Origin of the sequence: Pseudomonas sp. H3(2019) (genome assembly GCF_007713465.1) — a bacterium.
Lineage (GTDB): Bacteria > Pseudomonadota > Gammaproteobacteria > Pseudomonadales > Pseudomonadaceae > Aquipseudomonas.
The window spans coordinates 133985-160869 of the sequence record NZ_VMSG01000011.1 but is presented as its reverse complement, the minus strand read 5'-3'; the positions used below and the strand labels follow the sequence as shown (position 1 = coordinate 160869).

Annotated in this window: 28 protein-coding genes and 1 tRNA gene; 11 read left to right on the top strand and 18 right to left on the bottom strand. The window is 58.8% G+C overall.

Annotation, left to right across the window (positions count from 1 at the left end; all coding sequences use genetic code 11):
• Window positions 1–19: 19 nt before the first annotated feature.
• The 7 genes from FPT12_RS13490 to FPT12_RS13460 all read right to left on the bottom strand — a co-directional run bounded on the left by FPT12_RS13490 (window position 20) and on the right by FPT12_RS13460 (window position 6460).
• Window positions 20–811 (bottom strand): TSUP family transporter, encoded by a 792-nt coding sequence (locus FPT12_RS13490; RefSeq protein WP_145016699.1) that lies wholly within the window; start codon window positions 809–811, stop codon window positions 20–22.
• 73 nt (window positions 812–884) lie between these two features.
• Window positions 885–1964 (bottom strand): hypothetical protein, encoded by a 1080-nt coding sequence (locus FPT12_RS13485; protein ID WP_145016698.1) that lies wholly within the window; start codon window positions 1962–1964, stop codon window positions 885–887.
• Between the two features lie 271 nt (window positions 1965–2235).
• Window positions 2236–2311, bottom strand: a tRNA-Phe gene (locus FPT12_RS13480).
• 103 nt (window positions 2312–2414) lie between these two features.
• Complete coding sequence (locus FPT12_RS13475; protein WP_019691289.1) at window positions 2415–2687, bottom strand: oxidative damage protection protein; 273 nt, start codon at window positions 2685–2687, stop codon at window positions 2415–2417.
• Window positions 2684–3751, bottom strand: a complete 1068-nt coding sequence (mutY, locus tag FPT12_RS13470; RefSeq protein ID WP_145016697.1) for an A/G-specific adenine glycosylase — start codon at window positions 3749–3751, stop codon at window positions 2684–2686. The genes FPT12_RS13475 and mutY overlap by 4 nt, the downstream gene beginning before the upstream one ends.
• Window positions 3748–5979, bottom strand: coding sequence for an AsmA family protein (locus FPT12_RS13465; RefSeq protein WP_145016696.1), 2232 nt, complete (start codon window positions 5977–5979; stop codon window positions 3748–3750). Before FPT12_RS13465 ends, mutY begins: the two co-directional genes overlap by 4 nt.
• Before the next feature lie 82 nt (window positions 5980–6061).
• Window positions 6062–6460, bottom strand: a complete 399-nt coding sequence (locus tag FPT12_RS13460; protein ID WP_145016695.1) for an acetyl-CoA sensor PanZ family protein — start codon at window positions 6458–6460, stop codon at window positions 6062–6064.
• A gap of 416 nt (window positions 6461–6876) precedes the next feature.
• On the opposite strand from FPT12_RS13460, the gene FPT12_RS13455 reads away from it, so the two are divergent.
• The 7 genes from FPT12_RS13455 to FPT12_RS13425 all read left to right on the top strand — a co-directional run bounded on the left by FPT12_RS13455 (window position 6877) and on the right by FPT12_RS13425 (window position 12606).
• Complete coding sequence (locus FPT12_RS13455; protein WP_145016694.1) at window positions 6877–8538, top strand: OFA family MFS transporter; 1662 nt, start codon at window positions 6877–6879, stop codon at window positions 8536–8538.
• A 197-nt stretch (window positions 8539–8735) separates the two neighbouring features.
• Window positions 8736–9329 (top strand): imidazoleglycerol-phosphate dehydratase HisB, encoded by a 594-nt coding sequence (gene hisB, locus FPT12_RS13450; protein ID WP_071552374.1) that lies wholly within the window; start codon window positions 8736–8738, stop codon window positions 9327–9329.
• The gene (gene hisH / locus FPT12_RS13445) at window positions 9329–9967 is read left to right on the top strand and encodes an imidazole glycerol phosphate synthase subunit HisH (protein ID WP_145016693.1); all 639 of its coding nucleotides are present in this window, start codon (window positions 9329–9331) and stop codon (window positions 9965–9967) included. The genes hisB and hisH overlap by 1 nt, the downstream gene beginning before the upstream one ends.
• On the top strand, window positions 9967–10224 hold the full coding sequence (locus FPT12_RS13440) for a DUF2164 domain-containing protein (RefSeq protein ID WP_145016692.1): 258 nt from the start codon (window positions 9967–9969) through the stop codon (window positions 10222–10224). The genes hisH and FPT12_RS13440 overlap by 1 nt, the downstream gene beginning before the upstream one ends.
• A gap of 42 nt (window positions 10225–10266) precedes the next feature.
• Entirely contained in the window at window positions 10267–11004 is a 738-nt protein-coding gene (gene hisA / locus FPT12_RS13435; RefSeq protein ID WP_054595157.1) for a 1-(5-phosphoribosyl)-5-[(5-phosphoribosylamino)methylideneamino]imidazole-4-carboxamide isomerase, read from the top strand.
• 9 nt (window positions 11005–11013) lie between these two features.
• Window positions 11014–11784 (top strand): imidazole glycerol phosphate synthase subunit HisF, encoded by a 771-nt coding sequence (gene hisF / locus FPT12_RS13430; RefSeq protein ID WP_145016691.1) that lies wholly within the window; start codon window positions 11014–11016, stop codon window positions 11782–11784.
• A gap of 66 nt (window positions 11785–11850) precedes the next feature.
• Complete coding sequence (locus FPT12_RS13425) at window positions 11851–12606, top strand: ABC transporter substrate-binding protein (RefSeq protein WP_145016690.1); 756 nt, start codon at window positions 11851–11853, stop codon at window positions 12604–12606.
• A gap of 25 nt (window positions 12607–12631) precedes the next feature.
• Here FPT12_RS13425 and FPT12_RS13420 read toward each other — a convergent pair whose 3' ends face one another.
• The 5 genes from FPT12_RS13420 to gpmI all read right to left on the bottom strand — a co-directional run bounded on the left by FPT12_RS13420 (window position 12632) and on the right by gpmI (window position 19397).
• Window positions 12632–14047, bottom strand: coding sequence for a serine protease (locus FPT12_RS13420; RefSeq protein ID WP_145016689.1), 1416 nt, complete (start codon window positions 14045–14047; stop codon window positions 12632–12634).
• A 207-nt stretch (window positions 14048–14254) separates the two neighbouring features.
• Window positions 14255–15043, bottom strand: coding sequence for a divergent polysaccharide deacetylase family protein (locus tag FPT12_RS13415; protein ID WP_145016688.1), 789 nt, complete (start codon window positions 15041–15043; stop codon window positions 14255–14257).
• A gap of 1 nt (window position 15044) precedes the next feature.
• The gene (locus FPT12_RS13410) at window positions 15045–16352 is read right to left on the bottom strand and encodes a S41 family peptidase (RefSeq protein WP_145016687.1); all 1308 of its coding nucleotides are present in this window, start codon (window positions 16350–16352) and stop codon (window positions 15045–15047) included.
• Window positions 16353–16386: 34 nt separating this feature from the next.
• A complete protein-coding gene (locus tag FPT12_RS13405; protein ID WP_145016686.1) occupies window positions 16387–17682 on the bottom strand; it encodes a murein hydrolase activator EnvC in 1296 nt (431 codons plus the stop codon).
• Between the two features lie 185 nt (window positions 17683–17867).
• Window positions 17868–19397 (bottom strand): 2,3-bisphosphoglycerate-independent phosphoglycerate mutase, encoded by a 1530-nt coding sequence (gpmI, locus tag FPT12_RS13400; RefSeq protein WP_145016685.1) that lies wholly within the window; start codon window positions 19395–19397, stop codon window positions 17868–17870.
• Between the two features lie 151 nt (window positions 19398–19548).
• Between gpmI and FPT12_RS13395 the strand changes: the two genes are divergently transcribed.
• From FPT12_RS13395 to secB, 3 genes are read left to right on the top strand one after another with little or no spacing between them, the layout of a single operon-like run.
• Window positions 19549–19962, top strand: a complete 414-nt coding sequence (locus FPT12_RS13395; RefSeq protein WP_054595164.1) for a rhodanese-like domain-containing protein — start codon at window positions 19549–19551, stop codon at window positions 19960–19962.
• A 1-nt stretch (window position 19963) separates the two neighbouring features.
• Window positions 19964–20218 carry a glutaredoxin 3 gene (grxC, locus tag FPT12_RS13390; protein WP_019691307.1) on the top strand — a complete coding sequence of 85 codons (255 nt, stop codon included), beginning with the start codon at window positions 19964–19966 and terminating at the stop codon, window positions 20216–20218.
• A gap of 56 nt (window positions 20219–20274) precedes the next feature.
• Window positions 20275–20757, top strand: a complete 483-nt coding sequence (gene secB / locus FPT12_RS13385; protein ID WP_145016684.1) for a protein-export chaperone SecB — start codon at window positions 20275–20277, stop codon at window positions 20755–20757.
• Window positions 20758–20935: 178 nt separating this feature from the next.
• On the opposite strand, the gene FPT12_RS13380 is transcribed toward secB, so the two are convergent.
• Entirely contained in the window at window positions 20936–21391 is a 456-nt protein-coding gene (locus FPT12_RS13380) for a tRNA (cytidine(34)-2'-O)-methyltransferase (RefSeq protein ID WP_145016683.1), read from the bottom strand.
• On the opposite strand from FPT12_RS13380, the gene FPT12_RS13375 reads away from it, so the two are divergent.
• Window positions 21390–21830: a hypothetical protein gene (locus FPT12_RS13375; RefSeq protein WP_145016682.1), complete on the top strand. Its 441-nt coding sequence runs from the start codon at window positions 21390–21392 to the stop codon at window positions 21828–21830. The genes FPT12_RS13380 and FPT12_RS13375 overlap by 2 nt on opposite strands.
• A 390-nt stretch (window positions 21831–22220) precedes the next feature.
• Here the strand turns inward: FPT12_RS13375 and ntrC are convergent, their stop codons facing one another.
• The 5 genes from ntrC to FPT12_RS13350 all read right to left on the bottom strand — a co-directional run bounded on the left by ntrC (window position 22221) and on the right by FPT12_RS13350 (window position 26802).
• Entirely contained in the window at window positions 22221–23657 is a 1437-nt protein-coding gene (gene ntrC / locus FPT12_RS13370) for a nitrogen regulation protein NR(I) (RefSeq protein WP_054595168.1), read from the bottom strand.
• Complete coding sequence (gene glnL / locus FPT12_RS13365; protein WP_145016681.1) at window positions 23654–24739, bottom strand: nitrogen regulation protein NR(II); 1086 nt, start codon at window positions 24737–24739, stop codon at window positions 23654–23656. The genes ntrC and glnL overlap by 4 nt, the downstream gene beginning before the upstream one ends.
• A gap of 251 nt (window positions 24740–24990) precedes the next feature.
• The gene (locus FPT12_RS13360) at window positions 24991–25596 is read right to left on the bottom strand and encodes a DUF4124 domain-containing protein (RefSeq protein ID WP_371922550.1); all 606 of its coding nucleotides are present in this window, start codon (window positions 25594–25596) and stop codon (window positions 24991–24993) included.
• A gap of 17 nt (window positions 25597–25613) precedes the next feature.
• Window positions 25614–26120, bottom strand: a complete 507-nt coding sequence (locus FPT12_RS13355) for a DUF4124 domain-containing protein (RefSeq protein WP_145016679.1) — start codon at window positions 26118–26120, stop codon at window positions 25614–25616.
• Window positions 26121–26229: 109 nt separating this feature from the next.
• Window positions 26230–26802: a chorismate mutase gene (locus tag FPT12_RS13350; protein ID WP_145016678.1), complete on the bottom strand. Its 573-nt coding sequence runs from the start codon at window positions 26800–26802 to the stop codon at window positions 26230–26232.
• Between the last annotated feature and the right edge of the window lie 83 nt (window positions 26803–26885).

Here is a 26885-nt window from a genome sequence, read left to right as displayed (position 1 = left end):
TGGTCGGCGCCGGCCCAGATCATGACGATGCCAATAAATGGAGGGCCGCAACGCGTAAAGGATTGGTTTCCACGCTCAACAGCTTCATGGCTAATGCGCAGCAGACTATGATCAACATAGGTTTGATTAACCGGGGGCCGACCCGAACAGCGGCTCGTGCGCCAAGCTGCGCACCGATGAAGGCCGCCAACGCCATGGCTATGGCAATCGGCCAGATAATCCCCCCTTTGGTGATAAAAACCGACAGAGAACCCAGGTTGCATGAGGCATTGGCAAGCTTGGTGAAGCTCATGGCCCGCATCATGCCCAAGCCACAGAGAAGGACAAACCCGACAATAAAGAATGAGCCTACACCGGGGCCGAATATGCCGTCGTAAAAGCCCAGGATCGGCGCCACGGTAAACGAGAACAGCAGAATGCCGATTCTCTTGCGCCGGTCTTCATTGGCCAGTTTGGGAGAGAGGGCAAAATAGACGGCCACCAGAATCAGCATGATGGGCACACACACTTCCAGATAGCGCTTTTCAATAGAGCTGACCAGCAAGGCGCCACTGGCACCGCCAATAAATCCGCAGACAACCAGGAAGCGGCCTTCGCGCCACTCGATCATGCCCTTGCGAGCAAAAGTTACGGTTGCCGAAATAGTTGCCGAAGCGGCCTGGAACTTGTTCGTTGCAATGGCGCTGATCGGATCTACACCGGCCAGAAACAATGCAGGCAAGGTGATCAAGCCGCCGCCACCGGCAATCGCATCAAAAAAACCGGCGCAAAAAGCGACGAGCGCCAACATGCCAATGACATCCCAAGACATTACATTCTCTCTTTAATAGTTATTGGCCAGTCATCACATGACGGGTCGTTCGACAGCCTGAGCACTTGAAGAATCAGCCCAGCAGCAGTAACGGGTCCTCTGAAATAACGATGGGGGAAGAAAATTTTGAAAGTCCAAAAAGACGAACCAAAACCCGTCTGTTGTCTTTGATGACATCGCGACAGTGCAGAGCCCGGATGTTGTTGATGACCATGGCCGATTCCTGGGTCAGCGTGTATTCAGCCGGAGTTGCTTCGCCTACACCTTGGCAAAGAGCGGTGTAAGCCGTTTTTACAAAGGTGGAGGTGTTGTCATTGACCGAAAAACGATACGAATTGAAGCGGGCTGCAAACCCGACCTTGTTGTCGAACTCCAGGATCGAAACGTTGCGGCCATCTTCCCCTTTGCCACTGACAAAGGAGTCACTACGAGTGAACTGGAAGTTATCCGTGGTCAGTGCGAGGCAGTTGGTGACGCCAATTTTTTCGAGTATGGGAGGCAGTGGAATGACCCGTGTGGGTTCCAGGCTCGGGTTCCACAGAGCGGAAAGTATGAGTGACGAAGGGGAGGGCGAGTGCCCGCCTTTCGCGTTCACGGCGCACCAGTAAGGCGCCTCGGTATGCGGGCCGAGCGCGAGGCCGGAATGGGAGCTCAGTTCTTTGACTGGCGGCTCGGCATTGATTTTGGTGAGTCCGCCACCCTTGAAGTTGGCCACCAATCGAACCAGTTTTCCTTCGTTGTCCATGTCATAGGCATAGGCATTGTTATCTACCAGTTTCAACAGGATCTGATTGCGGGCGGCCAGGCAAAGGACTTCGTATCGATTTTCCAGGGATGTCAGGTCTGGTAGTTCATTTGGAGGGCTGATATCGGTGATTTTTTGCAGCCCTTCAAAGATCAACAGGGAAACAAGGCCATCGGAGTAGGCTCCCAGCAGCTCGCATTGGTCTTTCGAAAACGAGAACTTCAATTCGGTGGCTGCCAGAGAGGCCCTGGACTTGGCTCCTGGTGCCTGCGGCCCGCCGATGGCGGCCAGTTTTTCGGCGAACGTGTGAAGCAATGTTGACTGTCGAGCATCAAAGCTGAAGGTTCTGACTTCTTGTTCAGTAAAAAGCTCGGCGGCTTCGATGTCTTGTTTAACGGCGTCCGTCATTGTCTACATCCCTGTTGTGTATCTGCTCCCGGTGATGCGGTAGCTCGTTTTCCAATTCTGCCCAATGAAGTAATCAGCGTATGTCATCCATTTCCGCTAAAGCATGCGGACTGTTCTGCCAGACCCAGGGCGCCGCCAGGGAAGTCTGATTACCAGGCGTTTGCTGGCGTAGCGAGAGGGGGAAGGCGCCTCTATGGTGATGGGAACAGTGCCTCACCAAATCGCGGGCATAAAAAAACCCTGAATCTTGCGATTCAGGGTTTTCGGTATTTGGTGCCCAGAGACGGAATCGAACCGCCGACACGGGGATTTTCAATCCCCTGCTCTACCGACTGAGCTATCTGGGCAACGGGGCGCATTAAACGGGTTTTTCAGGGGGTCGTCAAGCAAGTTTTCAAAAAATATTTAATTATTACCGTCGCTTACGATCCAACCCCCGTTTTTACGGGATTACTCGGCAGGTGGAACGTAGCCTTCGGCCTTGGCGTATTCCTCGCCGGAGAAGTACTTGTCCATCTCGCCCTGAAGATATTTGCGATCTTCGGCGTTCATCATGTTCAGGCGTTTTTCGTTGATCAGCAGGGTCTGGTGTTTTTGCCAGTCGGCCCAGGCCTTGGCCGAGACGTGGTCAAAAATGTCCTGACCTTTGGCACCCGGGAACGGGGCGCGCTCCAGGCCTGGCAATTGTTCTTTGTACTTGCGGCACATGATGGTGCGGGTCATGACGACTCTCCTGCGTTCAATACATCGGCCGCGCGCTTCAGCAGTTTTTTCACCGGGGCGGCAAGGCCCAGGCGCGGCGGGGTGGCGAGGTTATACCAGAGCCAGTCGGCCTCGGCCACGTGATGGCCGGCCTCCTGGACCTGAACCAGCCAGGGTTCGATAGCCAGTTGGAAATGGCTGAAGGTGTGGACCAGGCTCGGCAGTTCAACGTGCTTGCCCAGTTCCAGCGAGTGTTGCAGTGCCAGATGTTCCAGGTCGCCGAGGTCGTCGAGTTCCGGCAGGCTCCACAAACCGCCCCACAAGCCCGTGGAAGGGCGGCGGTAAAGCAGAATGGCGCCGTCGCGGTTGGCGAGCATCGGCATCAGCGTGCGCTTCTGTGGCACGGTTTTACGCGGTTTGGGGATCGGGTAGCGGGTCTCCAGGCCGAGCATGTGCGCTTCGCAGCCCTTTTCCAGTGGACACAGCAGGCAACTCGGCTTGTTGCGGGTGCAGAGCGTAGCGCCCAGGTCCATCATCGCCTGAGTGTAGGCGTTGACCCGGTCGTAAGGCGTGAAGCGCTCAGCGTTGGCCCACAGCTGTTTGGCGACCTTGGGTTCGCCAGGGTAGCCCTCTTGCGCGGTAAAGCGTGCCAGCACCCGTTTGACGTTGCCGTCGAGGATTGGCGCGCGCAGGCCCATGCTCAGGCTGGCGATGGCGCCCGCGGTGGACAGGCCGATGCCTGGCAAGTCAGTGAGTTTTTCGACATCCCGGGGGAATTCGCCGCCGTACTCGGCAACGACGATCTTCGCGGTTTTTTGCAGGTTGCGCGCACGGGTGTAGTAACCCAGCCCGGTCCACAGGTGCAGCACTTCATCTTCCGGCGCGGCGGCCAGGGCTTCGACCGTTGGCAAGGACGCCATGAACCGGTCGAAGTAGTTCAGCACGGTGCTGACCTGAGTCTGCTGCAACATGATTTCCGAGACCCACACCCGGTATGGGGTGATGCCCTGTTGCCAGGGCAGGTCATGGCGCCCGTGGCGGTCGTACCAGTCCAGCACCGCGGTTGAGAACTGCTCGGCTTTCATCGCTTGAACAACCCCTTGAGGGCGTTTTTCAGTTCTGGACTGACTTTGTCGCCGAGTTTCTCATCGATTTTTTCGCCGAGCTTGTCGCCCGCCAGCTTGCCCGCGACCTGGCCGAGACGCTCACTGTCCAGGCGGCAGGCCTTGGCACCGAGCTCCAGCGGGCCACGGCAGCGTAATGGCCACTCGATATTTGCATAGCGTTCGTTGACCTGGCAGGCCGGGTCCGGCATGTCGCTCTTGTCACCTTCGACGGTAATACCGATGCGGTAATCCATACCCAGCACCCGCAGGTCGACGTCGCCGTTGCCGTTGACGGTCATGCCCGGGATGCGGACTTTCAGGTCTGGATTGCTGGCCACGCCATTGCGCAACGTCAGGTTGCCCTTGAGTTCCTGGAACGGTGTGTCCTTGCCATGAGGTTCGCCACTGAGGGTTTTGTGGTTCAGGGTGGCGATGCCTTTGCACAGCTGTTGCTCAAGGTTGGCGTTGAGCAGCACGCCGTTATTGAGCACGAAACTGGCCGTGCCGTTGAGGCTGTCGATCAGTGCTTTCTGGCTGTTGCCGCTGGCGCTCAGGTTGCTGTTGAGCGTGACCAGGCCTTTGACTGGCGGTTTTTTCCCTTGGCTTTCGAGAATGTTCTCCACCGGGACTTTGCTGATCTGCGTTTGCAGGTTCAGCGATGGTACGGGTTGGCGTACATCCAGCGTGCCCTTGGCGGCGAAGTTGCCGTTGTAGAGATCGCCACGCAGGTTTTCCAGGGTCAGCAGGCCGCCCTGGCCAGTGGCTTTCAGCGCGGCGTTCTGGATCAACAGCTTGTCGAGGGTCAGTTGGCCGAAGGTCAGGTCGGCGTCCAGATCCAGTTTGCTCAGGCGTTCCGCCGGAATCAGTTTGTCGTTGCTCCAGGCGCCTTTGGTGGGGGCATTCGGCAGTGGTGTGCTGCCAGCGCCGGCCAGCGCGTTGGTCTCGGTGCTGCTGACTTCCGACTGACGAGCCACTGCAGCGCTGTTGGCTTCGGCCGATTTTGGCGGCAGGTAGCGATCAGCGTCGAAGGTGTCGCCCTTGAGCTGCACGCGCAACGATTGCCTGGCGAAGTCTTCGACGGCGATACGCCCGCTGAAGCTGCTGTCGTCGACTTTCAGGTTGAGATCGTCCAGCACCACGCTGCTTGGGGTGCCCGCGAGACGGCTGACCAGTTCGACTTTGCTCAGGCTGCCCTCGGCCATGGCCGGGAGTTGCAGGCCAATGCTGTCGACAAACTTCGCCAGGTCGAATTGCGCAATCGACACACCGCCGCTGATTTGTGGGGTTTTGTCCAGGTTGTTGACTTTCAGTTCGCCGAGCGCACGCAACTGGTTGGCAGAGATCTTGATGCCGGTCCATTCGGCGACGTTCGCTGCTTTATCCAGCAGCAGTTGGCCTTGAGCGGCAAAGGTCACGATCTTGCCTTGCAGCGGTTCACCGGAGATTTCGCCCGCAAGTTTCATGTCTTCGAACTGGTAGCGCTGGAGGGCGCGTTCGAAACGCAACTCTCCGTTGAGTTCGGTGCGCACACGCACGTCCGGCTGGTTGCTGGCCAGGAATGCCGTCAGTTTCACCTGAATGTTGGTCGCGTCGTGCACCGGGCCGGTGCTCAGCTGGATGCTTTCGGCGCTGAATTGCTTGCCGGTTCGCTCATCGTTGTATTCAACCCGGGCGTTGTTCACGGTCAGGCTGTCGATGTCGAGACGAATCGGTTGGGCCGGTTTTTCCGAGGCAGCGGGTATTTCGGCGGCCGGCTCGCTGGTGCTGCCGGTAGCTGGCGCATCCGCCTTGGCGGCGACAGGCGGGACTTTGCCGATGTCTTCCCAGTTGCCATGGCCATTCTTGTCACGGTTGAGGCGCAGGTTCAGGCCTTCGACGCGAACATCGCTCATCTGCACTTCACGGCGCAGCAACGGCAGCACCCGCACGGACAAGCCAAGCATTTGCAGGTCGGCAAACGGCTGGGTCGGATTGGCCAGGGTCGCGACGCCGGCATCGTGCAGCTCAAGTCCGAGCCAGGGGAACAGGCTCCAGCCGATATCGCCATTGAGCGTCAGCTCGATGTGGGCCTTGTCGCGGGCAATTTGGCGGATCTCGTCTTTGTAGTCGTTGGGATCGAAGAAGTGGGTCAGGGCAAAGCCCAGCGCCACAATGATCAGCAACAACCCGAGAAGCACCAAACCCAGGATTTTGCCGAACGCTTTCATGGGCGAGTCCTTGTAATGAGTCAATGTCGAAATTTAGCCAGGGAGTATAGCGCCCCAAAACCGACGACTGGTCAGTGATCGCCTAGAGCAGGTCCAGTGGCAGTTTGAGCTTGGCAGCGAGTGCCTGGGCTTCGAGGTGCCCGGCCGGGGCCAGCAAGTGCAATGTTGCCCCTGCGAGCTCGGCCATTTTTTGCGCTTCGCTGACCAGGCGTTCAGCAACGCCACGGCGACGGGTGATTTTTCGTACGCACAATTGGGACAGCTGCCAGATGTCCTGTTGCCGATGCAGGCGTGCTGCACCGAGCAGCCGGTCATTGAAGCGTCCAGCGATCAGCGAGCCGTCGCGCAGGCTGTGTTCAATCAATTGCAGCTCATCGTTGAACGGTGCAAGCAGCCAATGCGGAGCGTCGTGGTAGATCTTCTGCAGATCCTGCTGATCCTGATAGCTGGGTTCGTTCAGCGATTCGACAACGATGGGCATAAGGTTTCCTGTGAGAGGGTTGTCCGGGGCATTACCCGCCAACGGGTGAAACGGTTTTTAGGCTCTGTAGGAAAACTGCCTGCGCGTCGACCAGGCTGCGTTAAAAACAGGCTCGGAATGCTCATTTAGGGGCCTAAACTCCGCTTCCTCGCCTGTTTTTGCCTTGCCTGATCGCCGCTCGGCGAGTTTTCGTACAGACCCTGGTGCGTGATCGGAACAGATGTCACATAAAAGGTGATGTCAGTTTGGCTTTTCTGTCACGGGCAAATGGTAATCTTGGCCCGTTCGTCGGTCCTTCTGCGACCTGTCGTCGCGCCCGAAGGAACTCTACTCAATAAAACGGTCATGCCTGCGTGCAACAAGGCTGTGGGTGAAGAGTGTCTGGCGAACCATACTAATAATTGGGGGAAACACAAATGAGCACGAGTACCGAGGCGGGCATTATTCCCGTCCAGTCCGCGTTCCTGTCCAAGGAGCGCATTATCGCCAAGCCCGGTTTCAACCGCTGGCTGGTTCCACCGGCCGCGTTGGCCATCCACCTGTGCATCGGCATGGCCTACGGTTTTTCGGTGTTCTGGCTGCCGCTGTCCAAAGCCCTCGGCGTGACCGCGCCGGTGGCTTGCGCACCCGACATGAGCTTCATTGCACAGATTTTCTCGTCCCAGTGTGATTGGCCGATCTCGATGCTCGGCTGGATCTACACCCTGTTCTTCATCTTCCTCGGCTGCTCGGCAGCGATCTGGGGTGGCTGGCTGGAACATGCCGGGCCACGCAAGGCCGGTGTCGTCTCGGCATTGTGCTGGTGCGGCGGTCTGCTGATTTCCGCGTTGGGGGTTTATACCCATCAGATCTGGCTGATGTGGATCGGCTCCGGCGTCATCGGGGGGATTGGCCTGGGGCTGGGTTACATCTCGCCGGTTTCAACCTTGATCAAGTGGTTCCCGGACAAGCGTGGCATGGCGACCGGCATGGCGATCATGGGCTTCGGCGGCGGTGCGATGGTCGGTGCTCCGCTGGCAGCAGCGCTGATGGGCCATTTCGCTTCGCCGGCTGGCGTCGGTGTGTGGCAGAGCTTCCTGGTGATGGCTGCAATCTACTTTGTGTTCATGATCGGCGGTGCGCTGTCGTACCGCGTTCCACCGACCGGCTGGAAGCCTGAGGGCTGGACCGCCCCGGCGAAAAAAGCCGCGAACGCGATGATCACTCATCGCCATGTGCACGTTAACGTCGCGTGGAAAACCCCGCAGTTCCGTCTGGTGTGGCTGGTGCTGTGCCTGAACGTGTCGGCGGGTATCGGCATCCTCGGCATGGCTTCACCGCTGTTGCAGGAAGTATTCGCTGGTAAATTGCTCGGCAACGACCTGACCTTTGGTCAGCTGGACGCTTCGCAATTGGCGTCGATCGCCGCAATCGCTGCCGGTTTCACCGGTTTGCTGAGTCTGTTCAACATTGGTGGGCGGTTCTTCTGGGCGTCGTTCTCCGACTACCTGGGCCGTAAAAATACCTACTTCGTGTTCTTCGCCCTGGGTTTTGCCCTGTACGCGTTGATTCCGAACCTTGGTCATCTGGGCAACATCGCGCTGTTCGTTGCGGCGTTCTGCATCATCCTGTCGATGTACGGCGGTGGTTTTGCGACAGTGCCGGCGTACCTGGCGGATCTGTTCGGTACGCAGATGGTCGGTGCGATCCACGGTCGCCTGCTGACCGCCTGGGCCGCTGCCGGCGTGCTCGGTCCGGTGTTGGTGAACTACTTGCGTGAGTATCAGTTGAGCATCGGCGTCGAGCGCGCGGCTGCGTATGACATCACCCTGTACATCCTTGCCGGCCTGCTGGTGCTGGGTTTCCTCTGCAACCTGCTGGTGCGTCCGGTGGCGGATAAATACTTCATGACCGATGCCGAGCTGGCCGTCGAACAGGCGCTGGGTCACGACAAAGGCGCGGACAGCACCACCGTGCTGGAGTGGAAAGCTTCCTCGGGCAGCGTGCCGTTGGCCATTGCCGCATGGCTGGTGGTGGGCATTCCGCTGGCGTGGGGCGTTTGGGTGACGTTGCAGAAGACTGCCGTCCTGTTCCACTAACGCCTCCCCTGTCTGATGTCTGATCGTTCCCACGCAGAGTGGGAGCGATCAGCGGTCTTGGAGCGCTTGTACTGACATGTATAGCCCCGGCGGCATTGGGTTCAGCCCGTCAGGGATATCACCTCGCGTGTTTCTGTTTGGCGTCCGCGCCCCTATAATGGTTGCCTTTTTCGCCCAATGATTTTGCGGAGCTGGTGATGGCCGAACGTAAGGCGTCAGTCGAGCGCGACACTCTGGAAACCCAGATCAAAGCCTCGATCAACCTGGATGGCACCGGAAAGGCCCGATTTGATATCGGTGTTCCCTTCCTTGAGCACATGCTGGACCAGATCGCCCGTCACGGGCTGATCGACCTGGATATCGAGTGCAAGGGTGACCTGCATATCGACGACCACCACACGGTGGAAGACGTCGGTATCACGCTGGGTCAGGCCTTCACCAAAGCCATCGGCGACAAAAAAGGCATCCGTCGCTACGGCCACGCCTACGTGCCGCTCGATGAAGCGCTGTCGCGTGTGGTGATCGACTTCTCTGGCCGTCCTGGCCTGCAGATGCACGTGCCATATACCCGCGCCACTGTCGGCGGCTTCGATGTCGACCTGTTCCAGGAGTTTTTCCAGGGCTTCGTCAACCACGCCAACGTCAGTTTGCACATCGACAATCTGCGTGGGCACAACACCCACCACCAGATCGAAACCGTGTTCAAGGCCTTTGGCCGCGCACTGCGCATGGCCGTCGAGCTGGATGAGCGCATGGCCGGGCAAATGCCTTCGACCAAGGGCGTTCTGTAATGCAGACGGTCGCGGTTATCGATTACGGCATGGGCAACCTGCACTCGGTGGCCAAGGCCCTCGAGCACGTCGGTGCCGGCAAGGTGCTGATTACCAGCGATGCCAATGTGATTCGCGAAGCCGACCGGGTGGTTTTCCCCGGTGTGGGCGCGATTCGCGATTGCATGGCGGAGATCCGTCGCCTGGGCTTCGACTCGCTGGTGCGTGAAGTCAGCCAGGACCGTCCGTTCCTCGGCATCTGCGTGGGCATGCAAGCCTTGCTCGAACACAGTGAAGAAAACGACGGCGTCGACTGCATCGGCCTGTTTCCCGGCCAGGTGAAGTTCTTCGGCAAAGGTCTGCATGAAGACGGCGAACACCTGAAAGTCCCGCACATGGGCTGGAACGAAGTGAAGCAGACGGTGGATCACCCGCTGTGGCACAACATTCCGGACCTGGCGCGTTTCTACTTCGTGCACAGCTACTACATCGCCGCCGGTAACCCGCGGCAGGTGGTAGGCGGCGGTCACTACGGTGTCGATTTCGCTGCGGCGCTGGCCGAGGGCTCGCGTTTCGCCGTGCAGTTCCACCCGGAGAAGAGCCATACCCATGGCCTGCAATTGCTGCAGAACTTCGCTGCGTGGGACGGTCGCTGGTAATGGCTGTCAAGAAGAAGCCGCCGATCCTCACGCTCACACCCGAGCAAGAGAACGAGGCCAACAGCAAGATCAAGCGTTTCATGGAAGACCGCTTCGAACTCGAGCTGGGCTTGTTCGAGGCGGCTGAAATTCTTGAGCTGTTTACCCGTGAAATTGCTCCGCACTATTACAACAGGGCGATTTTCGATGTGCAGACGCACCTCAAAGAGAGGTTCGAAAGCATCGAAAGCGACTTGTGGGCGCTCGAGAAAAACTGATTTCCGAGCAACGCTGAAAAATCGAATTTAAAGGTTTGCCAGATGCTGATTATTCCCGCTATCGATCTCAAAGACGGTGCCTGTGTACGTCTGCGCCAGGGCCGCATGGAAGATTCCACAGTGTTCTCCGATGACCCGGTGAGCATGGCTGCCAAGTGGGTGGAGGGCGGTTGCCGTCGTCTGCATCTGGTCGATCTGAATGGCGCCTTTGAAGGCCAGCCAGTCAATGGCGAAGTGGTCACCGCGATCGCCAAGCGCTACCCGAACCTGCCGATTCAGATCGGTGGCGGTATCCGCTCGCTGGAAACCATTGAACACTACGTGAAAGCGGGCGTGAGCTACGTGATCATCGGCACCAAAGCCGTGAAAGATCCGGCCTTCGTCGCCGAAGCCTGCCGCGCCTTCCCGGGCAAAGTGATCGTCGGCCTGGATGCCAAAGACGGCTTTGTGGCCACCGATGGCTGGGCTGAGATCAGCACCGTGCAGGTCATCGACCTGGCGAAGCAGTTTGAAGCCGACGGCGTGTCTGCGATCGTTTATACCGACATCGCCAAAGACGGCATGATGCAGGGCTGCAACGTGTCGTACACCGCAGCACTGGCCGCCGCCACGCGGATTCCGGTGATTGCGTCCGGCGGTATTCACAACCTGGGTGACATCAAGTCGCTGCTCGACGCCAAGGCGCCAGGCATCATCGGCGCCATCACTGGCCGGGCGATTTACGAAGGCACTCTCGACGTCGCTGAAGCGCAAGCTTTCTGCGATTCGTACAAAGGCTGAGGACTTACCATGGCGCTGGCCAAACGCATCATTCCTTGCCTGGACGTGGATAACGGCCGGGTCGTCAAAGGTGTGAAGTTCGAGAACATCCGTGACGCCGGCGATCCGGTGGAAATCGCCCGTCGTTACGACGAGCAGGGTGCCGACGAGATTACCTTTCTTGACATCACCGCCAGCGTCGATGGCCGCGATACCACGTTGCATACCGTCGAGCGCATGGCCAGCCAGGTGTTCATCCCGCTGACCGTTGGCGGTGGCGTGCGCTCCGTGCAAGACATCCGCAACCTGCTCAATGCCGGCGCCGACAAGGTCTCGATCAACACCGCGGCGGTGTTCAATCCAGAGTTTGTCGGCGAAGCGGCGCAGCATTTCGGCTCGCAATGCATCGTTGTCGCCATCGACGCCAAGAAGGTTTCACTGCCGGGCGAAACCCCGCGCTGGGAGATCTTCACCCACGGCGGTCGCAAACCTACCGGGCTGGATGCGGTGGAGTGGGCGAAGAAGATGGAAGGTCTGGGTGCCGGCGAAATCCTGCTGACCAGCATGGACCAGGACGGAATGAAAAACGGCTTTGACCTGGGCGTCACGCGTGCCATCAGCGATGCGCTGGGGATCCCGGTGATCGCCTCTGGCGGCGTCGGCAATTTACAGCATCTGGCTGACGGCATCCTCGAAGGTCATGCCAGCGCAGTGTTGGCAGCGAGTATTTTCCACTTCGGCGAATACACCGTGCCGGAAGCCAAGGCCTACATGGCGCAACGTGGCATCTGCGTCCGATAAAGGCCAGTGGACAGCATGGCGGGCTCAGGGCAAGCTTGGGCACGCCATGGACTCCGGTAAACCGTCATGCTCAAACGCCTTCTTCTGGTACTCGCCAGCGCCTCGTTATTACTGGCTGGCGCTGCGCGTGCAGCAGAAAAAACCGACACCGACCTGGTGCTGCTGACGGAAAACTTCCCGCCTTACAACATGGCGAAGAACGGCAAGAACTTCGCTCAGGAAGACAACATCAATGGCATCGCCGTGGACATCGTCCGCGAGATGTTCAAGCGTGCCAACATCACCTACAGCCTGACGCTACGTTTCCCTTGGGAGCGAATCTACAAACTCGCCCTGGAGAAGCCGGGGTACGGTGTGTTTGTCATGGCGCGACTGCCGGACCGTGAAAAACTTTTCAAATGGGTCGGCCCGATTGGTCCGGACGACTGGATCATGTTGGCCAAGGCTGACAGCAAGATCACCCTCGAGTCGCTGGCGCAGGCGCGTAAATACAAGATCGGTGCCTACAAGGGCGATGCGATTGCAGAGACGCTGACCAGGCAGGGGCTGAAACCGATCGTGGTGCTGCGTGATCAGGACAACGCCAAGAAACTGGTCAACGGTCAGATTGACCTCTGGGCCACGGGTGACCCGGCGGGCCGTTACCTGGCCCGCCAGGAAGGGGTGAATGGGCTCAAGACCGTGCTGCGCTTCAACAGCGCGCAGTTGTACCTGGCGTTGAACACGAGCGTACCGGACCAGATCGTCAAAAAGCTCCAGGATGCGTTGGACCAGATGCGCGCTGAAGGCAGTCTGGACGAGATATTCAACCTCTACCTCTAGTGCGCGCATGAGGCATGGCTTGGGATTACGGCAACAACGGCGTTCTGATGAGATCAAAACGAATCGCCGAGGGCTGAAGCTCGGCCTCGTTCTGGCCGTAGCTGCATACTTTCAAAGGGCGGTGTGAAGGTAAAACTTCTACAGATGCCGCTTTCTTGTAGCGCTCATCCCCTAAATCGCCACATTGCGTAGTGTCGGCCGGGCCGGTATGAAAAAAATGGGAAGTGAATACAGGGTACGAATCGGCCCACGTGATGCTGGTTCGTCCGTCTGTGAGCAGATTAAACGTTGGTTTTGGAGCGGATTCAGCTAAGTGAACAGAGTGCGTGAAAACATTTTTTAACAGTGCGCTTGTCAGTTTTTGCTCTTTTGAGTGCGCGCCGATGATGCACAAGATATGCATGCGCGGTTCCGGGCCAATAGAGCTGTTAATGAGGCCAGTGGCCGAGTTGATAGCGCCGCTATAGTCGTCGGGTTTTTCGCAGCTCATGGCGTCCCGTACAGATTTATATCGATAGTAAGGTGTGTCGATGTTGAAGGTATAGTTCCATGTTGGCGATACTTCATAACCCGCCGAGTCCAGCGTTGGGCGAACGGTTGTTTTGAACAGGCTTCGGAAGTCAACTGCAATATTAATGTTTTGCAGTTTGCAGGTTTCCGTGTTGTTGCTGAATACGCCATTGCTGAAGCAGTTCAAGAGAAAACCTGGCGAAAAACTATAATTATTTTCCGAGACGATGCTGGTGATTTTATTTGTTCGACGATCAAGTATTGGGCTGCCGGAGCTTCCAGGCGCCAAATCCTTGCAGTCGTTCACAAATCCCCCGGGGAAGGTCGGAGGTACTCCAGAGAGCGTGGTAGAGATCTCCTGGGTGCAGGCGCTCATGCGTAACCCTTGTTCGGGAAACGTGCCGGGTATTCCGACATTAAGTACATCATGGGTCCCCAGTGGCGGGAGCGGCGCAAGCTTGAGCGGAACGATCCCTTCCAGCATAAGTTGTTCAAGCGTTTTTTCAACTTCGAGTATCGCCAGATCTGTGCCCACCATGCTGGTCCAGTTGGCGGTACGAACTTTATATGTTGTGTGGCGTTTTACCGTGTCGTTGAAGTAATTAAACGTCACACTCGCGTCAAGTGTGTGGTTTAGCTTGGATGTGCCGATTTCTTTTATGATGCAATGTCCACTGGTGATCAGGTAAGCCGGCCCAGTCGCTTTCGATCCGAAGGCTCTTGTGTCTATAAGGGTTGCACTGCAGGTTCCTTCGGTGGTGGTCAGAAGGCCCACGCCGGTCCAGCGTGCTGATTCATTTTTGCTGTTTTTCAGTAATCTGGATGCTGTGCCATTTTTCAGACTGTCGCTGATGTCCAGTGCAATGGCCTGAGTGTTAAGTGCAAGGTTGCCGAGTAAAAAAATAACGAGTGCTGTGAGTTTAAAATTCATGACCGTTCCTTGGTAATGATGGCGGGTTTAACGTGGCGCTCTCAAGTGCCCATAGTGTTGCGGGTAGTTTGTATGGGCCGGTGTTATATATTTATAGGCTCGCAAGAAATCAGTGATGCGCCAGGTCAGTCGCTAGCGGCACGTCGAGTATTTTCAGGTCGTGGGGTATTTCTTTAATTGAAGGGGTTTGCTTTCGGCAGCGCTGCGTTATCGAACTTCGCGATACTGTCCATCTGTACCATGCGCAGCCGTCGCGCGATTGCCGCGCACACTGATCATCAACTTGATATCGATCCAGTCGATGCCCTGAGCCTTGAGCTTGGGCAGTTCGCGCTCCAGCACCGCCAGGGTTTGTGGATAAGGGTGGCCGATCATTACCGCCGCGCCTTGTTTGCGGGCCAGGCTGATGGCGGTCTGAAGCTGAGTGAAGATTGCGGCCTCGGTGCGCTCATCATCGAGGAACACATCCCGCGAGACGCTGGCCAGACCAATCTTCTGCGCCTCGGCGGCGGCGACTGTCTGAGCGCTGGTTCGGCTGTCGACAAAGAACTTGTGCCGGCGTTGCAGCTCGGCCATCAGCCAGGTCATGGCGGGTTGCTGGGCGGTCATGCGGCTGCCCATGTGGTTGTTGATGCCGCTGGTATAGGGCACGGCTTTGAACGCCGCATTCAGGCGTTTTTCCAGCTCTTCGATGGGAAGCTCGGGATGCCAGGCGAACGGGCCGGTGGCCGGGTCCATGGGCATGTGCAGCATGACTATCTTGCCGGCGCGGTGGGCCTCGCGGGCAAATTCGGCAGCGTGGGGCGTGTCGGGCATGATTGCCGTGGTCACCGGCCCGGGCAGCGCCAGCACGCGGCGGTCGCGTGGCAGGTTTTGCCCGAGGTCATCGATGATCAGGCTCAGGTAAGCCTTGTGTGGCGCCGCTGTCTCGGCAGGCGCCGCGTGAGCAGCGCCCGCCAGACAGCACAGCAGGCTGAGGATGACCCGCAAACGCATCTCAGTGGCCGCGGGTGATGCTCAGGCCTTTGAGCAGGCTCAGGGCCTGGGCCAACTGGTAGTCGTCATCCTGTGGCATCGCCTTGGCTTTGCCGCCGGACTTGGTGGGTTTGTCGGCGCCGCCGTTGCCATTGCCCAGGTGACCTTGCAGATCGGCTTCCTTGAAGTATTCGCCATCCTGCTCGTTGGTGATCTTGGCCTTGCGCACTTCGATGTCCGGAACGATGCCCTGGGCCTGGATCGAGCGCCCGTTCGGCGTGAAGTACAGTGCGGTGGTGATCTTCAATGCACGGTCGTTGTTCAGTGGCAGCACGGTTTGTACCGAACCTTTACCGAAACTGGTGGTGCCCATGACCACTGCGCGTTTTTGATCCTGCAGGGCGCCGGCGACAATTTCTGAAGCCGAGGCGCTACCGCCGTTGATCAGCACGACCATTGGCACCGCTTCGCTCAGATCCTTGCCGGTGGCAGAGAAGCGCAGTTCGGAGTTGGCGATACGACCCTTGGTGTAAACGATCAAGCCTTTGGTGACGAAGTGGTCGACCACTTCCACCGCCGCTTGCAGCACGCCGCCCGGGTTGTTACGCAGATCGAGCACGATGCCGCTGAGCTTCTTGCCGTTGTCCTTGCGCAACTTGGCCAGGGCCTTGGCGACTTCTTCGCCGGTCTTGACCTGGAACTGGGTGATGCGCAGGTAGGCATAGCCCGAATCCAGCAACTGGCTCTTCACGCTCTTGACCTGGATGGTCGCGCGGGTCAGCGTCACGTCGAACGGTGCACCACCGTCGCGCACCAGGGTCAGAGTGATCTTCTCGCCGATCTTGCCGCGCATCTTGTCTACGGCTTCGGTCATGCTCTGGCCGCGGGTTGGCTGGCCGTTGATCTTGACGATGAAGTCGCCTGCCTGGATGCCGGCCTTGGAGGCTGGCGTGTCATCGATTGGCGAAACAACTTTGATGAAGCCGTCTTCGGCACCGACTTCGATACCCAGGCCGCCGAATTCGCCGCTGGTGCTTTCCTGCAGCTCGGCAAAGTCTTCCGGGCCGAGGTAGGCGGAGTGCGGGTCGAGGTTGCTGAGCATGCCCTTGATGGCATTTTCCAGCAGGGTCTTGTCGTCAACCGGTTCGACATAGGCTGCCTTGATCCGGTCCATGACCTCGGCAAAGGTGCGCAGCTCTTCCAGCGGCAATGGCGCCTTGGTGGTCGCGGCCGGGGCCAACGGGGCCGGTTCAGCGGCAAACGCCAATGGCGCACAGATCACCAGAGCGATCGTCAGGGCCAGCGAATTGAGGCGGGACAAATGCAGCATGTCGAACGAACTCCTAATGTAGGTGACTCAACGCCTATCCTTGCGCGCGGCACCATTGTGCTGGATCACTCGGGTGACCCTGCTGACGAATAGCGAAATACAGCGCAGGTGTGTCCTGGCCGCCACTGTTACCGACAGTGGAGATGGACTCACCGGCCTTGACCACGTCACCGGCCGCTTTAAGCAGCGTCTGGTTGTGGCCGTACAAACTCAAAAAACCATTGCCGTGGTCGAGGATCACCAGCAAGCCGGCGCCGCGCAACCAGTCGGCGAACACCACGCGACCGCCGTGTACGGCGTGTACCTGGCTGCCTGCAGAGGCGCTGATCATCACGCCGTCCCACTTGGTTCGGGCATCGTCGCCGCGGGTTTCACCAAAACGCGCTAGCAATCGACCATCGACAGGCCACGGAAGTTTTCCGCGGGCTGAAGCAAAGGGGCCGCCGAAGGACTCGCCTGCACTTGAAACCAGTGCGCCTGGTGTCGACTTGGCGGGCTTGCGTGGGGCATCAGTCGGGGCCTCAGCCCGGGCCTGAGCCTCACGTAAACGCTTTTTTTCGGCTTCCTGCTGGGCGATCAGCGCTTTTTGTCGCGCTTCTTCTGCCTCACGGGCCTGGCGTGCCAGGGTTTCTTCGATGGTTTTGAGTACTTTAGACAGGTCGGCCTGATCCTGCTCGCGGGCTTGCAGCTTCTGGTCGCGGGCTTTCACGTCGTCGTTGAGCTTGGCCAGGACTTGCTGACGCTCCTTGCGGACTTTGTCGAGTTCGTCACGCTGACTGTCGAGACTGCTTTTCTGCACCAGCAACTGGGCTTGTTGCAGGGCGATGTCCTGTTCGACGTTGGCCAGTTGGCGCAAGGTTTCGTTGAAATTCTTCAACTGCTCCAGGCGTGCCTGGCTCAGGTAGTCGTAATAGGTGAGGGTGCGGGCGAATTTTTCCGGGTTCTGCTGGTTGAGCAGCAGTTTCAGGTATTCCTGCCGGCCGTTCTGATAGGCCGCGCGGGCCTGAATGGCGATCAGTCGTTGCTGTTCAATGCGCGCGCTCTGGAGTTTTTTTTTCTCACCATCGAGTCGCTGTATCTCGGATTCGCTTTTCTTCAGCTCTTTTTGCAGGGCATCGACCTGCTTCTCGAGCTTGCCCATCTCGGTCTCGGTGCCTTTGAGCTCCTTTTGCACGCCGGACTTTTCTTCCTGCAACTTGCCCAGCAGCTTTTTCAGCTCGGCAATATCCTGACGCGTGGCGTCCAACTGTTGCTGGGTTTGCGCGCGTTCATCGGCAAATGCCGGATGGAGCAGGCAGGTCAGGGCAAGGGCAATCAGGGCGCGAAGCATAGAGGCGGGCGACACCAGGGGAAAAAAGACAGCCTAGTATGCCCGGCCAAGACTGTAAAAAAAACGTCCATTTCTGGCTGTGTGATAACTGGACTGAAAAACACCGAAAACCAATGTGGGAGCAGCCGGGCGACGAACGTCGCCCGGCTGCTCCCACAGGGTTTAGCAGCGTTTGAAAGCCTTCACTACACCAGGATCGACGTCCCCGTCATCTCGGCAGGCTTCGCAAGGCCCAGCAGCATTAGCATGGTCGGTGCCACATCCGCCAGTACACCGCCTTGGCGAACCTTGAGGTCGCGTTTGCCGACGTAGATGAACGGTACCGGTTCAGTGGTGTGAGCGGTGTGCGCCTGACCGGTGGATTCGTCGGACATTTGCTCAACGTTGCCGTGGTCGGCGGTGATCAGCGCTTCGCCGCCGACTTTTTCCAGGGCATCGACGATGCGGCCGACGCACAGGTCCAGGCACTCAACGGCTTTCACTGCGGCATCGAACACGCCGCTATGGCCGACCATGTCGCCGTTGGCATAGTTGACCACGATCACGTCGTAGCGCTGGTTTTCGATCGCGTCGACGATCCTGTCGGTGACTTCCGGTGCGCTCATTTCTGGCTGCAAGTCATAGGTGGCGACTTTCGGCGACGGGATCAGGATGCGTTCTTCGCCCGGGAATGGTTCTTCGCGACCACCGGAGAAGAAGAAGGTCACGTGAGCGTATTTTTCGGTTTCGGCGATACGCAGCTGGGTTTTGCCGTTTTTAGCCAAATAATCGCCCAGCACATTTTCCAGGCTGCCCGGTGCAAAGGCCGACGGTGCCGGAATGCTGCCTGCGTATTGGGTCAGCATGACAAATCCGGCCAGTTTCGGCTGGCGAGCGCGTTCGAAGTCCTTGAAATCGTCTTCGACGAATACCCGGGTCAGCTCGCGGGCGCGGTCGGCGCGGAAGTTCATGAACACCACGGCGTCGCCGTCTTCGACCTTGACCGGCTCACCGATGGTGGTGGCTTTGACGAATTCGTCGCTCTCGCCACGTTCGTAGGCGGCTTGCAGACCCTGTTGAGCGGTGGCGGCGTTGAATTCGCCGTTCCCGTCAACGATCAGGTTGTAGGCCTGGGACACGCGATCCCAGCGGTTGTCGCGGTCCATGGCGAAATAGCGGCCGATGATGCTGGCGATCCGGCCTTTGCCCAGCGTCTTGAACGCTTCATCCAGCAGTTCGATCGACGACTGTGCGCTTTTTGGCGGCGTGTCGCGGCCGTCGAGGAAGGCGTGCAGGTAGATCTTCTCGGCGCCGCGCTTGAAGGCCAGTTCGGCCATGGCGATCAGGTGATCCTGGTGGCTGTGCACGCCGCCTTCGGACAACAGGCCCATGAAGTGCACGGCTTTGCCGGCAGCAACGGCTTTATCCACGGCGGCGCAGATGGTCGGGTTCTCGAAGAACTCGCCATCGCGGATCGCTTTGGTCACGCGGGTGAAGTCCTGATACACCACGCGGCCTGCGCCAAGGTTCATGTGGCCGACTTCCGAGTTGCCCATTTGCCCGTCCGGCAGGCCGACGTCCATGCCCGAGCCCGAGATCAGGCCGTTCGGTACGGTGGCGTACAAACGGTCGAGGACCGGCTTTTTGGCCGTGAACACGGCGTTGGATTCCTGGCTTTCACTGTGACCGAAGCCGTCGAGAATAATCAGGACCAAAGGTTTAGGCGTGGTAGTCATGGATTCCACTCTGGCTTAAGTTAAAGGTGCGATGGAAAAAGGGAGTGGCAGTTTAAAGCGAAGTTCCGACCGCGTCACCGCCGGACGGGGTTTGGCCCACCATAGTGGCTGTGTATACTGGCCGACATTTTAACGCCCTGGAACCTCCTTGATGGTTGCTCACCTGATTGAATTTGCCACTAACCACTATCTGCTCGTCGGTATCTTCGTCGTACTGCTGGCGTTGTTGATCGCCCGCGAGATGAGCCGCGGCGGCCGCAGCCTCAGCACGGCTGAGCTGACAGCGCTGGTCAACAAGGACCAGGGCGTCGTTGTCGATATCCGTACCACCAAGGATTTCGCCGCCGGTCACATCGTTGGCGCGCTGAATATTCCGCAGGACAAACTGACTGCTCGCGTTGGCGAACTGGAAAAGCACAAGGCCAAGACCATCATTCTGGTCGACGCCCTGGGCCAGCACTCCGGCACTCACGCTCGCGAGCTGTTGAAGTCCGGTTTTACCGCAGCCAAGCTGTCCGGCGGAATCTCCAGCTGGAAAGCCGACAATCTGCCGCTGGTGAAGTGATATGAAAAATGTCGTCGTCTATTCCAGCGATTACTGCCCCTACTGCTCGCGAGCCAAGTACCTGCTCGAGAACAAGGGCGTAGCCTTCGAAGAGATCAAGGTCGATGGCAAGCCGCAGGTGCGCGCCGAGATGGCCCAGAAAGCCGGACGTACGTCCGTGCCGCAGATCTGGATCGGCAGCACCCACGTTGGTGGTTGTGATGATTTGTTTGCCCTGGACCGCGCCGGCAAGCTCGACGCGCTGCTCACGGCCTGACTGAACCCTTAAAATCAGCAAACCCTATAAGACCCCAAGATCAGAAAGGATCTGAGATGACTGACCAACAGAACACTGCTGCGAACGAAGAAGAAACTGCACCGCAATTCTCCTTGCAGCGCATTTACGTGCGTGACCTGTCCTTTGAAGCCCCGAAAAGCCCGGCGATCTTCCGCCAGCAGTGGGAGCCGAGCGTTGGTCTGGACCTGAACACCCGTCAGAAAGCGCTGGAAGCCGACTTCCATGAAGTGGTGCTGACCCTGTCGGTTACCGTGAAAAACGGTGACGAAGTGGCGTTCATCGCTGAAGTCCAGCAGGCCGGTATCTTCCTGATCAAGAACCTCGACGAAGCCTCGATGAGCCACACCCTCGGTGCTTTCTGCCCGAACATCCTGTTCCCGTACGCTCGCGAAGCCCTGGACAGCCTGGTGACCCGTGGTTCGTTCCCGGCCCTGATGCTGGCTCCGGTGAACTTCGACGCCCTGTACGCGCAAGAAATGCAACGCATGCAGCAAGACGGCGTACAGACCGTTCAATAAGCGTTCGATGCCGCAACGAAAAAAGCGCCGTAACAGGCGCTTTTTTTATGGTTGTCGAGTATTGATACGCTCTGCGTGGGAATGCCTCAAGGGACGCTCTGCGTCCAGTGACGCGGAGCGTCACGGGCTGCATTCCCACGCGGGAGCGTGGGAACGATCATGTACGGGGGCTCGAGGGTTATTTGAAGCCGAGCTGACGCCAGCCTTCGTATACGGCCACCGCCACGGTGTTGGACAGGTTCAGGCTGCGGCAGCCTTCGCGCATCGGCAGGCGCAGGCGCTGTTCGGCGGGCAGGGCGTCCAGCACCTCGGCCGGCAGGCCACGGCTTTCGGGACCGAACAGGAAGGCATCACCCTCGGCGAAGCTGGCGTCGTGGAACGGCCGCGAGCCCTTGGTGGTGAAGGCGAACACGCGCGGATGGCCAAGGCTTTCCAGACAGCTTGGGAGATCAGCATGGCGCTGCAAAGTGGCATACTCGTGGTAATCGAGGCCCGCCCGACGCAGGCGCTTGTCGTCCATCTCGAAGCCCAGCGGTTCGATCAAATGCAGGTGGCAGCCACTGTTGGCGCACAGCCTGATAACGTTGCCGGTATTCGGCGGAATTTCTGGTTGAAAAAGGATGACGTGAAACATGCACGGCTCCGAAGGTAAAGATGGGCGGCATTCTACGCCTGAAGTGGACCCGCGACCGAAGCTATTCCCTCGGGTGATGGCCTCATTGGCGATCGTCGGTGTCATGGTCGGGATGATGATCGGTCGTCTGACCGAGCCGGACCCTACTGTATTACAACAGGTTGAGGTTGAGCCGGATGGTTTGGTGGTGTGGTTCAACAACGAACCGAAGACCCACGGCGAGTTCATCGACGGCAGCGTCGCGTTGCTGTTCGAGGCTGAAGGCAAGGCGCAAAACGGCCAGTTGAAGCTCAACGACAAGGACGTGAACTGGCGGGTGCGATTGAGTGACAAGGGCTTGTTGCTGACGCTGGTGGCGGCTCGCCCCCTGAAGGGTGAGTGGGCCGGCAGCGAGGTCAATGACCGCTGGCGGTTGGAGATCCATCTCCAGGAGCAATAAAAGAGGGAATCCCCGGCCTGCCTGTACCAAGGTTCCCCAAAACGGGAGGGGGGTCGTCGCGGTCTGCGTGATGAACCCCGGATGTAAAGAGGGGAATCCCCGGCCTGCCTGTACCAAGGCCCCCGAAACTGGGTAGTGAATCGAATCACTGATTAGACTATTGCAGGGGGCGTGCCAGGTTTTTACATGTTGCAAAAAATAACCTGCATGCAGCGCTGAAAGCCCCGTAGTTCGGGGCTTTTGCTTTTTTGTACTATGGCTTTTTGTGTTGCCGGAGGTCGGGTTTTACTCCCCGTGGGATGCGCGATTGCGGTTCACGGTGCATTGAGGCGGTGCACGAGTCGTTAGGATCGTTCCCACGCGGGAGCGTGGGAACGATCGAGCTTCTGCTTAACCCTCATCCCCTTCATCGTCATCCCCGCTATCGACCTTCATCCCCAGTTCCTTGATCTTGCGGGTCAAGGTGTTACGGCCCCAGCCGAGTAATACGGCAGCGTCGCGACGGCGTCCGGCGGTGTGTTTGAGGGCGGTTTCGATCATGATCCGCTCGAAGCTCGGTACGGCGCTGTCGAGCAGGCTCGACTGACCACGCGCCAACGCCTGATCGGCCCACTGACGCAGCGCTTGCTCCCAGTTGGTCACCGGTGCCGAATCCTGCGGCAAGCTCAGCAGCTCTGGCGGCAGGTCACTGATGTGCACTTCGCGACCCGACGCCATCACCGTGATCCAGCGGCAGGTGTTTTCCAGCTGCCGGACGTTGCCTGGCCACGGCAGGTTCTTCAGGTATTCCTCGGTTTCGCTTTTCAGTAGCTTCGGCTCCACCGCCAGTTCTTGTGCGGCGCGGGCGAGGAAGTGCTTGGCCAGGGTCGGTATGTCTTCGCGACGGTCCGACAGGCGCGGAATGTGGATACGGATCACGTTCAGGCGGTGGAACAGGTCTTCACGGAACTTCCCGGCGTGTACCAGGGTTTCCAGGTTCTGGTGGGTCGCGGCAATGATGCGCACATCGACCTTGACCGGCACGTGACCGCCGACGCGATAGAACTCGCCATCGGCCAGTACCCGCAGCAAGCGTGTCTGGGTGTCGGCCGGCATGTCGCCGATTTCATCGAGGAACAGTGTGCCGCCATCCGCTTGTTCAAACCGTCCCCGCCGCAGGTTGGCCGCGCCGGTGAATGCGCCTTTTTCGTGACCAAACAGCTCGGACTCCATCAAATCCTTGGGGATCGCCGCCATGTTCAGCGCGATAAACGGCGAGGCCGCGCGCGGGCTGTGGCGGTGCAGGGCGTGGGCCACCAGTTCTTTACCGGTACCGGATTCGCCGTTGATCAGCACGGTGATGTTGGAGTGGCTCAAGCGCCCGATGGCGCGAAACACTTCCTGCATCGCCGGTGCTTCACCGATGATTTCCGGGGTGCGGGCCAGGATTGGCGCCACTTCCAGGCCTTGCTGTTCCTGGGCATGCTGGTTGGCGCGCTTGACCAGCGACACCGCTTCATCGACGTCGAACGGCTTGGGCAGGTACTCGAACGCACCGCCCTGATAGGACGCGACAGCGCTGTCCAGGTCGGAGTGCGCGGTCATGATGATCACCGGCAGCCTTGGGTGTTGCTCGCGAATCCGTGCCAGCAGGTCCAGGCCGCTGGTGCCGGGCATGCGGATGTCGGAGATGATCACGTCCGGTTGCTGGCGCGCCAGGCGGCTCATCACGCCATCGGCGCTGTCGAAGCTTTGCGTGGTCATGCCTTCCTGTTGCAGGGCTTTTTCCAGGACCCAACGGATAGAACGGTCGTCATCGACGATCCACACGGTTTCACTACGGCTCATGTCGATGTGGCTCCTTGCTCCAGTGGCAGAAAGATCGAGAATGTGGTGTGGCCTGGATGGCTGTCACATTCGATCAGGCCCTGGTGCTGGCTAATGATGTTCTGGGTAATGGCCAGGCCGAGCCCGGTACCGTCCGGGCGGCCGCTGACCATGGGGAAGAAGATGGTTTCCTGCAGGTCTGCCGGAATCCCCGGGCCGTTGTCGATGATTTCAAGCTTGGTCACCAGGCGATGGCGCACGTGGCCAATGGTGAACTGGCGCATCGCGCGCGAACGCAGGGTGATGCGGCCCAGGCGCAACTCGTTCTGGGTGCTGATGGCCTGCATCGCATTGCGCACGATATTCAGCACGGCCTGAATCATTTGCTCGCGGTCGATCAACACGTCCGGAATGCTCGGGTCGTAGTCGCGCACCAATGTGATGCAGCCTTGGCTCTCGGCTTCCACCAGATGACAGACGCGCTCCAGCACTTCGTGGACGTTGCACAGGGCAAGCGACGGCAGTTTGTTCGAGCCGAGCATGCGATCGACCAGGTTACGCAGGCGGTCCGCTTCCTCGATGATGACGTTGGTGTAGTCCTTGAGGCTTTCTTCCGGCAGCTCGCGGGCCAGCAATTGAGCGGCGCCGCGAATCCCGCCGAGCGGGTTCTTGATCTCGTGGGCGAGGCCGCGCACCAGCATCTTGCTGGTTTCCTGCTTGGAGAGTTGTGCTTCTTCTTTGGTGATGCGCAGCAAGCGATCACGCGGATGGACTTCGAGCAGCAGCAGGGTGGCGCCATTGCTCAGGATCGGCGTCACCGCGTAGTCGACGGTCAGGGTCTGGCCGGTCAGCGCGGTGAGCATCGCTTCGCGCTTGGTAAACGGGTGCGCTTGTTCGACTGCCTGGCGCAAGGAGTTAAGGGCTTCGGTTGACTCGGTGAACAGCTCACTGATGAATTGCCCATGGCTGCGCTGGCCGCTGATGGCCAGGAGCATTTCCGCCGCTGGGTTCATGTACTCAAGGCGCAGTTCGGCGTTGAGCAGAATGGTGGCGGTCGTCAGGTTGTCGAGTAGCAAGCGGTGCAGTGCGTCGCTGATGGTCATTAGGACCTCTTTTGGAGCGTGGCGGCTCAGACGGGTCTGAATCGCGCGCGTGAACTGGGCGCTGATACGAGGAAAATGCAAAAACCAAACCAAAGCTCCGAAAAGAAGCGTTCAGGCCCTGAAACAGGCGTTTTAAGCGCGATTGCGTGGCGTTCTGCCGGTGTTTGCGGGTACTTTCGAACCAAAATGGGTTGAAATATGGGTAGGGTGCAGCACATTGCACCAATATAGTGCATAGGCCTGAACAAAATTCAGAAGAAAGAAAAAATCCCGACTTTTTCTTCTTCGGGCTTATCCGCGAGCGGACATTCCGGGCGTTGGCCGTAATCGGTCAGGGTGCAGGGCTTGACCTGGCGCTTCTGCGCCAGAGAGATACGCAGCATGTGGAAGGGCTGATTCGCCGTGCGTTCGACAATCCGCCCGTGTTCGTCGAGGATTTCTACCGCCAGTTGATGGGTGCCGCGATCAATATTGCTCAAGGCGAACACCGGGCTCGGGCCGGGATCGGCAGTCGGTTGGCCGTCCAGTAACAATCGATAGCGATGGCCGCGTTGCAAGGTGGGTTCGTTGGTGACACTGACGATCACGTCCCCCGCACTGCTGCGCACCGAAGCGTCCGGTTCCGGTACGAGTACGCGAAGCATGTCGTAGTGAAACAGTGGTTTTTCCTCAGGCTTTTTTGGGGCTGCTTGCGGTGTTGCATTGCCGGGATTGGCCGACATGCGATTACCTGGCGCCAGTGTGACTCGCTTGGCGTTTCCTGGGCGGGGTTGATCGGTGAAGACCCGGTTGCCCTGGGCGTCGACGTAGGTGTAGACCTCGGCCTGCACCGGAAGAGCGGTCAGCCACAGGCACATGGCGATTATCCAGCACCTCAAGGGAGGTGTACCCGCTGCACGGTGAAGGTGAGGATCGGGCTTTGCTGCACCAGGTTTTCTCCGGCGAGCACCTGCACCGCGAGACGGTGTTCGCCGCGATCGATGTTCACCAGTTGCAAGCGTGGCACATTGCTCGGCTGGCCATACGGTTGACCGTCCAGCAGCAATCGAAACAGATGCGACCCTTGCAGGCGTGGCTGAATCTGCACGCCGACGGTGAAAGTACCGTTGTTGGCGCGCAGGGCTTCATCGCTCGGCAGGCCGGTCAGTTCCAGTACTGAATACACGGCGTTTTTGTCTACGTGCGCGGAGGGTTGTTCGGGCGCTATCGGTGCTTGGTGTTCGATGCTGTTGAGTGGCGGCAACTCGACGGCCTGGCTCTTCACGCCATCGGGCGGCTGATTGCTGTAGGCGGTATTGCCGCTGGCGTCGGTGTAGCGGTAGATCTGCGCGATAGCGGGCTGGGCGATCAGCAGCAAGATGAACAGAAAAACACGACCCATAAAAAACGACCAATAAATGAAAGCGTTGGGTTGCAGCATAGGTCAGGGTTACGAGTTGGCCCACGTCACTAACACCCTGACACGAAAGATCAATAAATCTCGCCAGCTCCTACGGATGAACGCCGCACAATTCGGCAGTAGCGCGTACCAGCGCAAGCTCGCGCAGCGGCACTTGGGTCGCGGCTTTATTGGCTTTGGCCAGCCATGACGGGCAGTGTGGATCATTGCGATACGGGGTGAAATCGGCCAATTGTTGCAGCAGGCGTGTTTGCAGCAGGTCGAGTTGCGGGCGGATCAGGCCAATGAGGTCAGGGCGAGGCTCGTTGGGCGCTTTGCCTTGTGCGTGCCAGTCGGACAAATGCGCGTACTGCACTAACTTGTTGGCTTCGATCTGCGCCGAGAAGAACTGCTCAACGGCTTCATTGCCCAATTTATAGTAGGGCGCTTCGGCGATAGCGTCGGCAATCACTTCACGTTCACGCTGACGATCCTCGACAGGCTTGCCGCTGTCCCACTTGCTCAGCGCAACCTTGTCAGCAATCACCAGTCGCTCCTGAATGGTGCTGAGCAGCGGGGCGAGGGCGGCAGGCGCTGGAACCGAAGCAGTGGTGGCAGCAGCGACAGTGCAGGCGGAGTTGGCGAGCAGGGCGGTAAACAGTGCAAAGCTCAAGCGTAGGTACATGGGATGTCTCTTCTTCATTCCGTGGAAGGGCATGATGCCTATAACAGTAGGCCCGATAATAAGTGTTCGCCCACAAAAAAAGG

What these genes read in the sequence shown, in the direction of transcription:
- FPT12_RS13490 (WP_145016699.1), bottom strand. Translation starts at nt 811, where the DNA reads ATGTCTTGGGATGTCATTGGCATGTTGGCGCTCGTCGCTTTTTGCGCC.
- FPT12_RS13485 (WP_145016698.1), bottom strand. Translation starts at nt 1,964, where the DNA reads ATGACGGACGCCGTTAAACAAGACATCGAAGCCGCCGAGCTTTTTACT.
- FPT12_RS13475 (WP_019691289.1), bottom strand. Translation starts at nt 2,687, where the DNA reads ATGACCCGCACCATCATGTGCCGCAAGTACAAAGAACAATTGCCAGGC.
- mutY (WP_145016697.1), bottom strand. Translation starts at nt 3,751, where the DNA reads ATGAAAGCCGAGCAGTTCTCAACCGCGGTGCTGGACTGGTACGACCGC.
- FPT12_RS13465 (WP_145016696.1), bottom strand. Translation starts at nt 5,979, where the DNA reads ATGAAAGCGTTCGGCAAAATCCTGGGTTTGGTGCTTCTCGGGTTGTTG.
- FPT12_RS13460 (WP_145016695.1), bottom strand. Translation starts at nt 6,460, where the DNA reads ATGCCCATCGTTGTCGAATCGCTGAACGAACCCAGCTATCAGGATCAG.
- FPT12_RS13455 (WP_145016694.1), top strand. Translation starts at nt 6,877, where the DNA reads ATGAGCACGAGTACCGAGGCGGGCATTATTCCCGTCCAGTCCGCGTTC.
- hisB (WP_071552374.1), top strand. Translation starts at nt 8,736, where the DNA reads ATGGCCGAACGTAAGGCGTCAGTCGAGCGCGACACTCTGGAAACCCAG.
- hisH (WP_145016693.1), top strand. Translation starts at nt 9,329, where the DNA reads ATGCAGACGGTCGCGGTTATCGATTACGGCATGGGCAACCTGCACTCG.
- FPT12_RS13440 (WP_145016692.1), top strand. Translation starts at nt 9,967, where the DNA reads ATGGCTGTCAAGAAGAAGCCGCCGATCCTCACGCTCACACCCGAGCAA.
- hisA (WP_054595157.1), top strand. Translation starts at nt 10,267, where the DNA reads ATGCTGATTATTCCCGCTATCGATCTCAAAGACGGTGCCTGTGTACGT.
- hisF (WP_145016691.1), top strand. Translation starts at nt 11,014, where the DNA reads ATGGCGCTGGCCAAACGCATCATTCCTTGCCTGGACGTGGATAACGGC.
- FPT12_RS13425 (WP_145016690.1), top strand. Translation starts at nt 11,851, where the DNA reads ATGCTCAAACGCCTTCTTCTGGTACTCGCCAGCGCCTCGTTATTACTG.
- FPT12_RS13420 (WP_145016689.1), bottom strand. Translation starts at nt 14,047, where the DNA reads ATGAATTTTAAACTCACAGCACTCGTTATTTTTTTACTCGGCAACCTT.
- FPT12_RS13415 (WP_145016688.1), bottom strand. Translation starts at nt 15,043, where the DNA reads ATGCGTTTGCGGGTCATCCTCAGCCTGCTGTGCTGTCTGGCGGGCGCT.
- FPT12_RS13410 (WP_145016687.1), bottom strand. Translation starts at nt 16,352, where the DNA reads ATGCTGCATTTGTCCCGCCTCAATTCGCTGGCCCTGACGATCGCTCTG.
- FPT12_RS13405 (WP_145016686.1), bottom strand. Translation starts at nt 17,682, where the DNA reads ATGCTTCGCGCCCTGATTGCCCTTGCCCTGACCTGCCTGCTCCATCCG.
- gpmI (WP_145016685.1), bottom strand. Translation starts at nt 19,397, where the DNA reads ATGACTACCACGCCTAAACCTTTGGTCCTGATTATTCTCGACGGCTTC.
- FPT12_RS13395 (WP_054595164.1), top strand. Translation starts at nt 19,549, where the DNA reads ATGGTTGCTCACCTGATTGAATTTGCCACTAACCACTATCTGCTCGTC.
- grxC (WP_019691307.1), top strand. Translation starts at nt 19,964, where the DNA reads ATGAAAAATGTCGTCGTCTATTCCAGCGATTACTGCCCCTACTGCTCG.
- secB (WP_145016684.1), top strand. Translation starts at nt 20,275, where the DNA reads ATGACTGACCAACAGAACACTGCTGCGAACGAAGAAGAAACTGCACCG.
- FPT12_RS13375 (WP_145016682.1), top strand. Translation starts at nt 21,390, where the DNA reads ATGCACGGCTCCGAAGGTAAAGATGGGCGGCATTCTACGCCTGAAGTG.
- FPT12_RS13380 (WP_145016683.1), bottom strand. Translation starts at nt 21,391, where the DNA reads ATGTTTCACGTCATCCTTTTTCAACCAGAAATTCCGCCGAATACCGGC.
- ntrC (WP_054595168.1), bottom strand. Translation starts at nt 23,657, where the DNA reads ATGAGCCGTAGTGAAACCGTGTGGATCGTCGATGACGACCGTTCTATC.
- glnL (WP_145016681.1), bottom strand. Translation starts at nt 24,739, where the DNA reads ATGACCATCAGCGACGCACTGCACCGCTTGCTACTCGACAACCTGACG.
- FPT12_RS13360 (WP_371922550.1), bottom strand. Translation starts at nt 25,596, where the DNA reads ATGTGCCTGTGGCTGACCGCTCTTCCGGTGCAGGCCGAGGTCTACACC.
- FPT12_RS13355 (WP_145016679.1), bottom strand. Translation starts at nt 26,120, where the DNA reads ATGGGTCGTGTTTTTCTGTTCATCTTGCTGCTGATCGCCCAGCCCGCT.
- FPT12_RS13350 (WP_145016678.1), bottom strand. Translation starts at nt 26,802, where the DNA reads ATGTACCTACGCTTGAGCTTTGCACTGTTTACCGCCCTGCTCGCCAAC.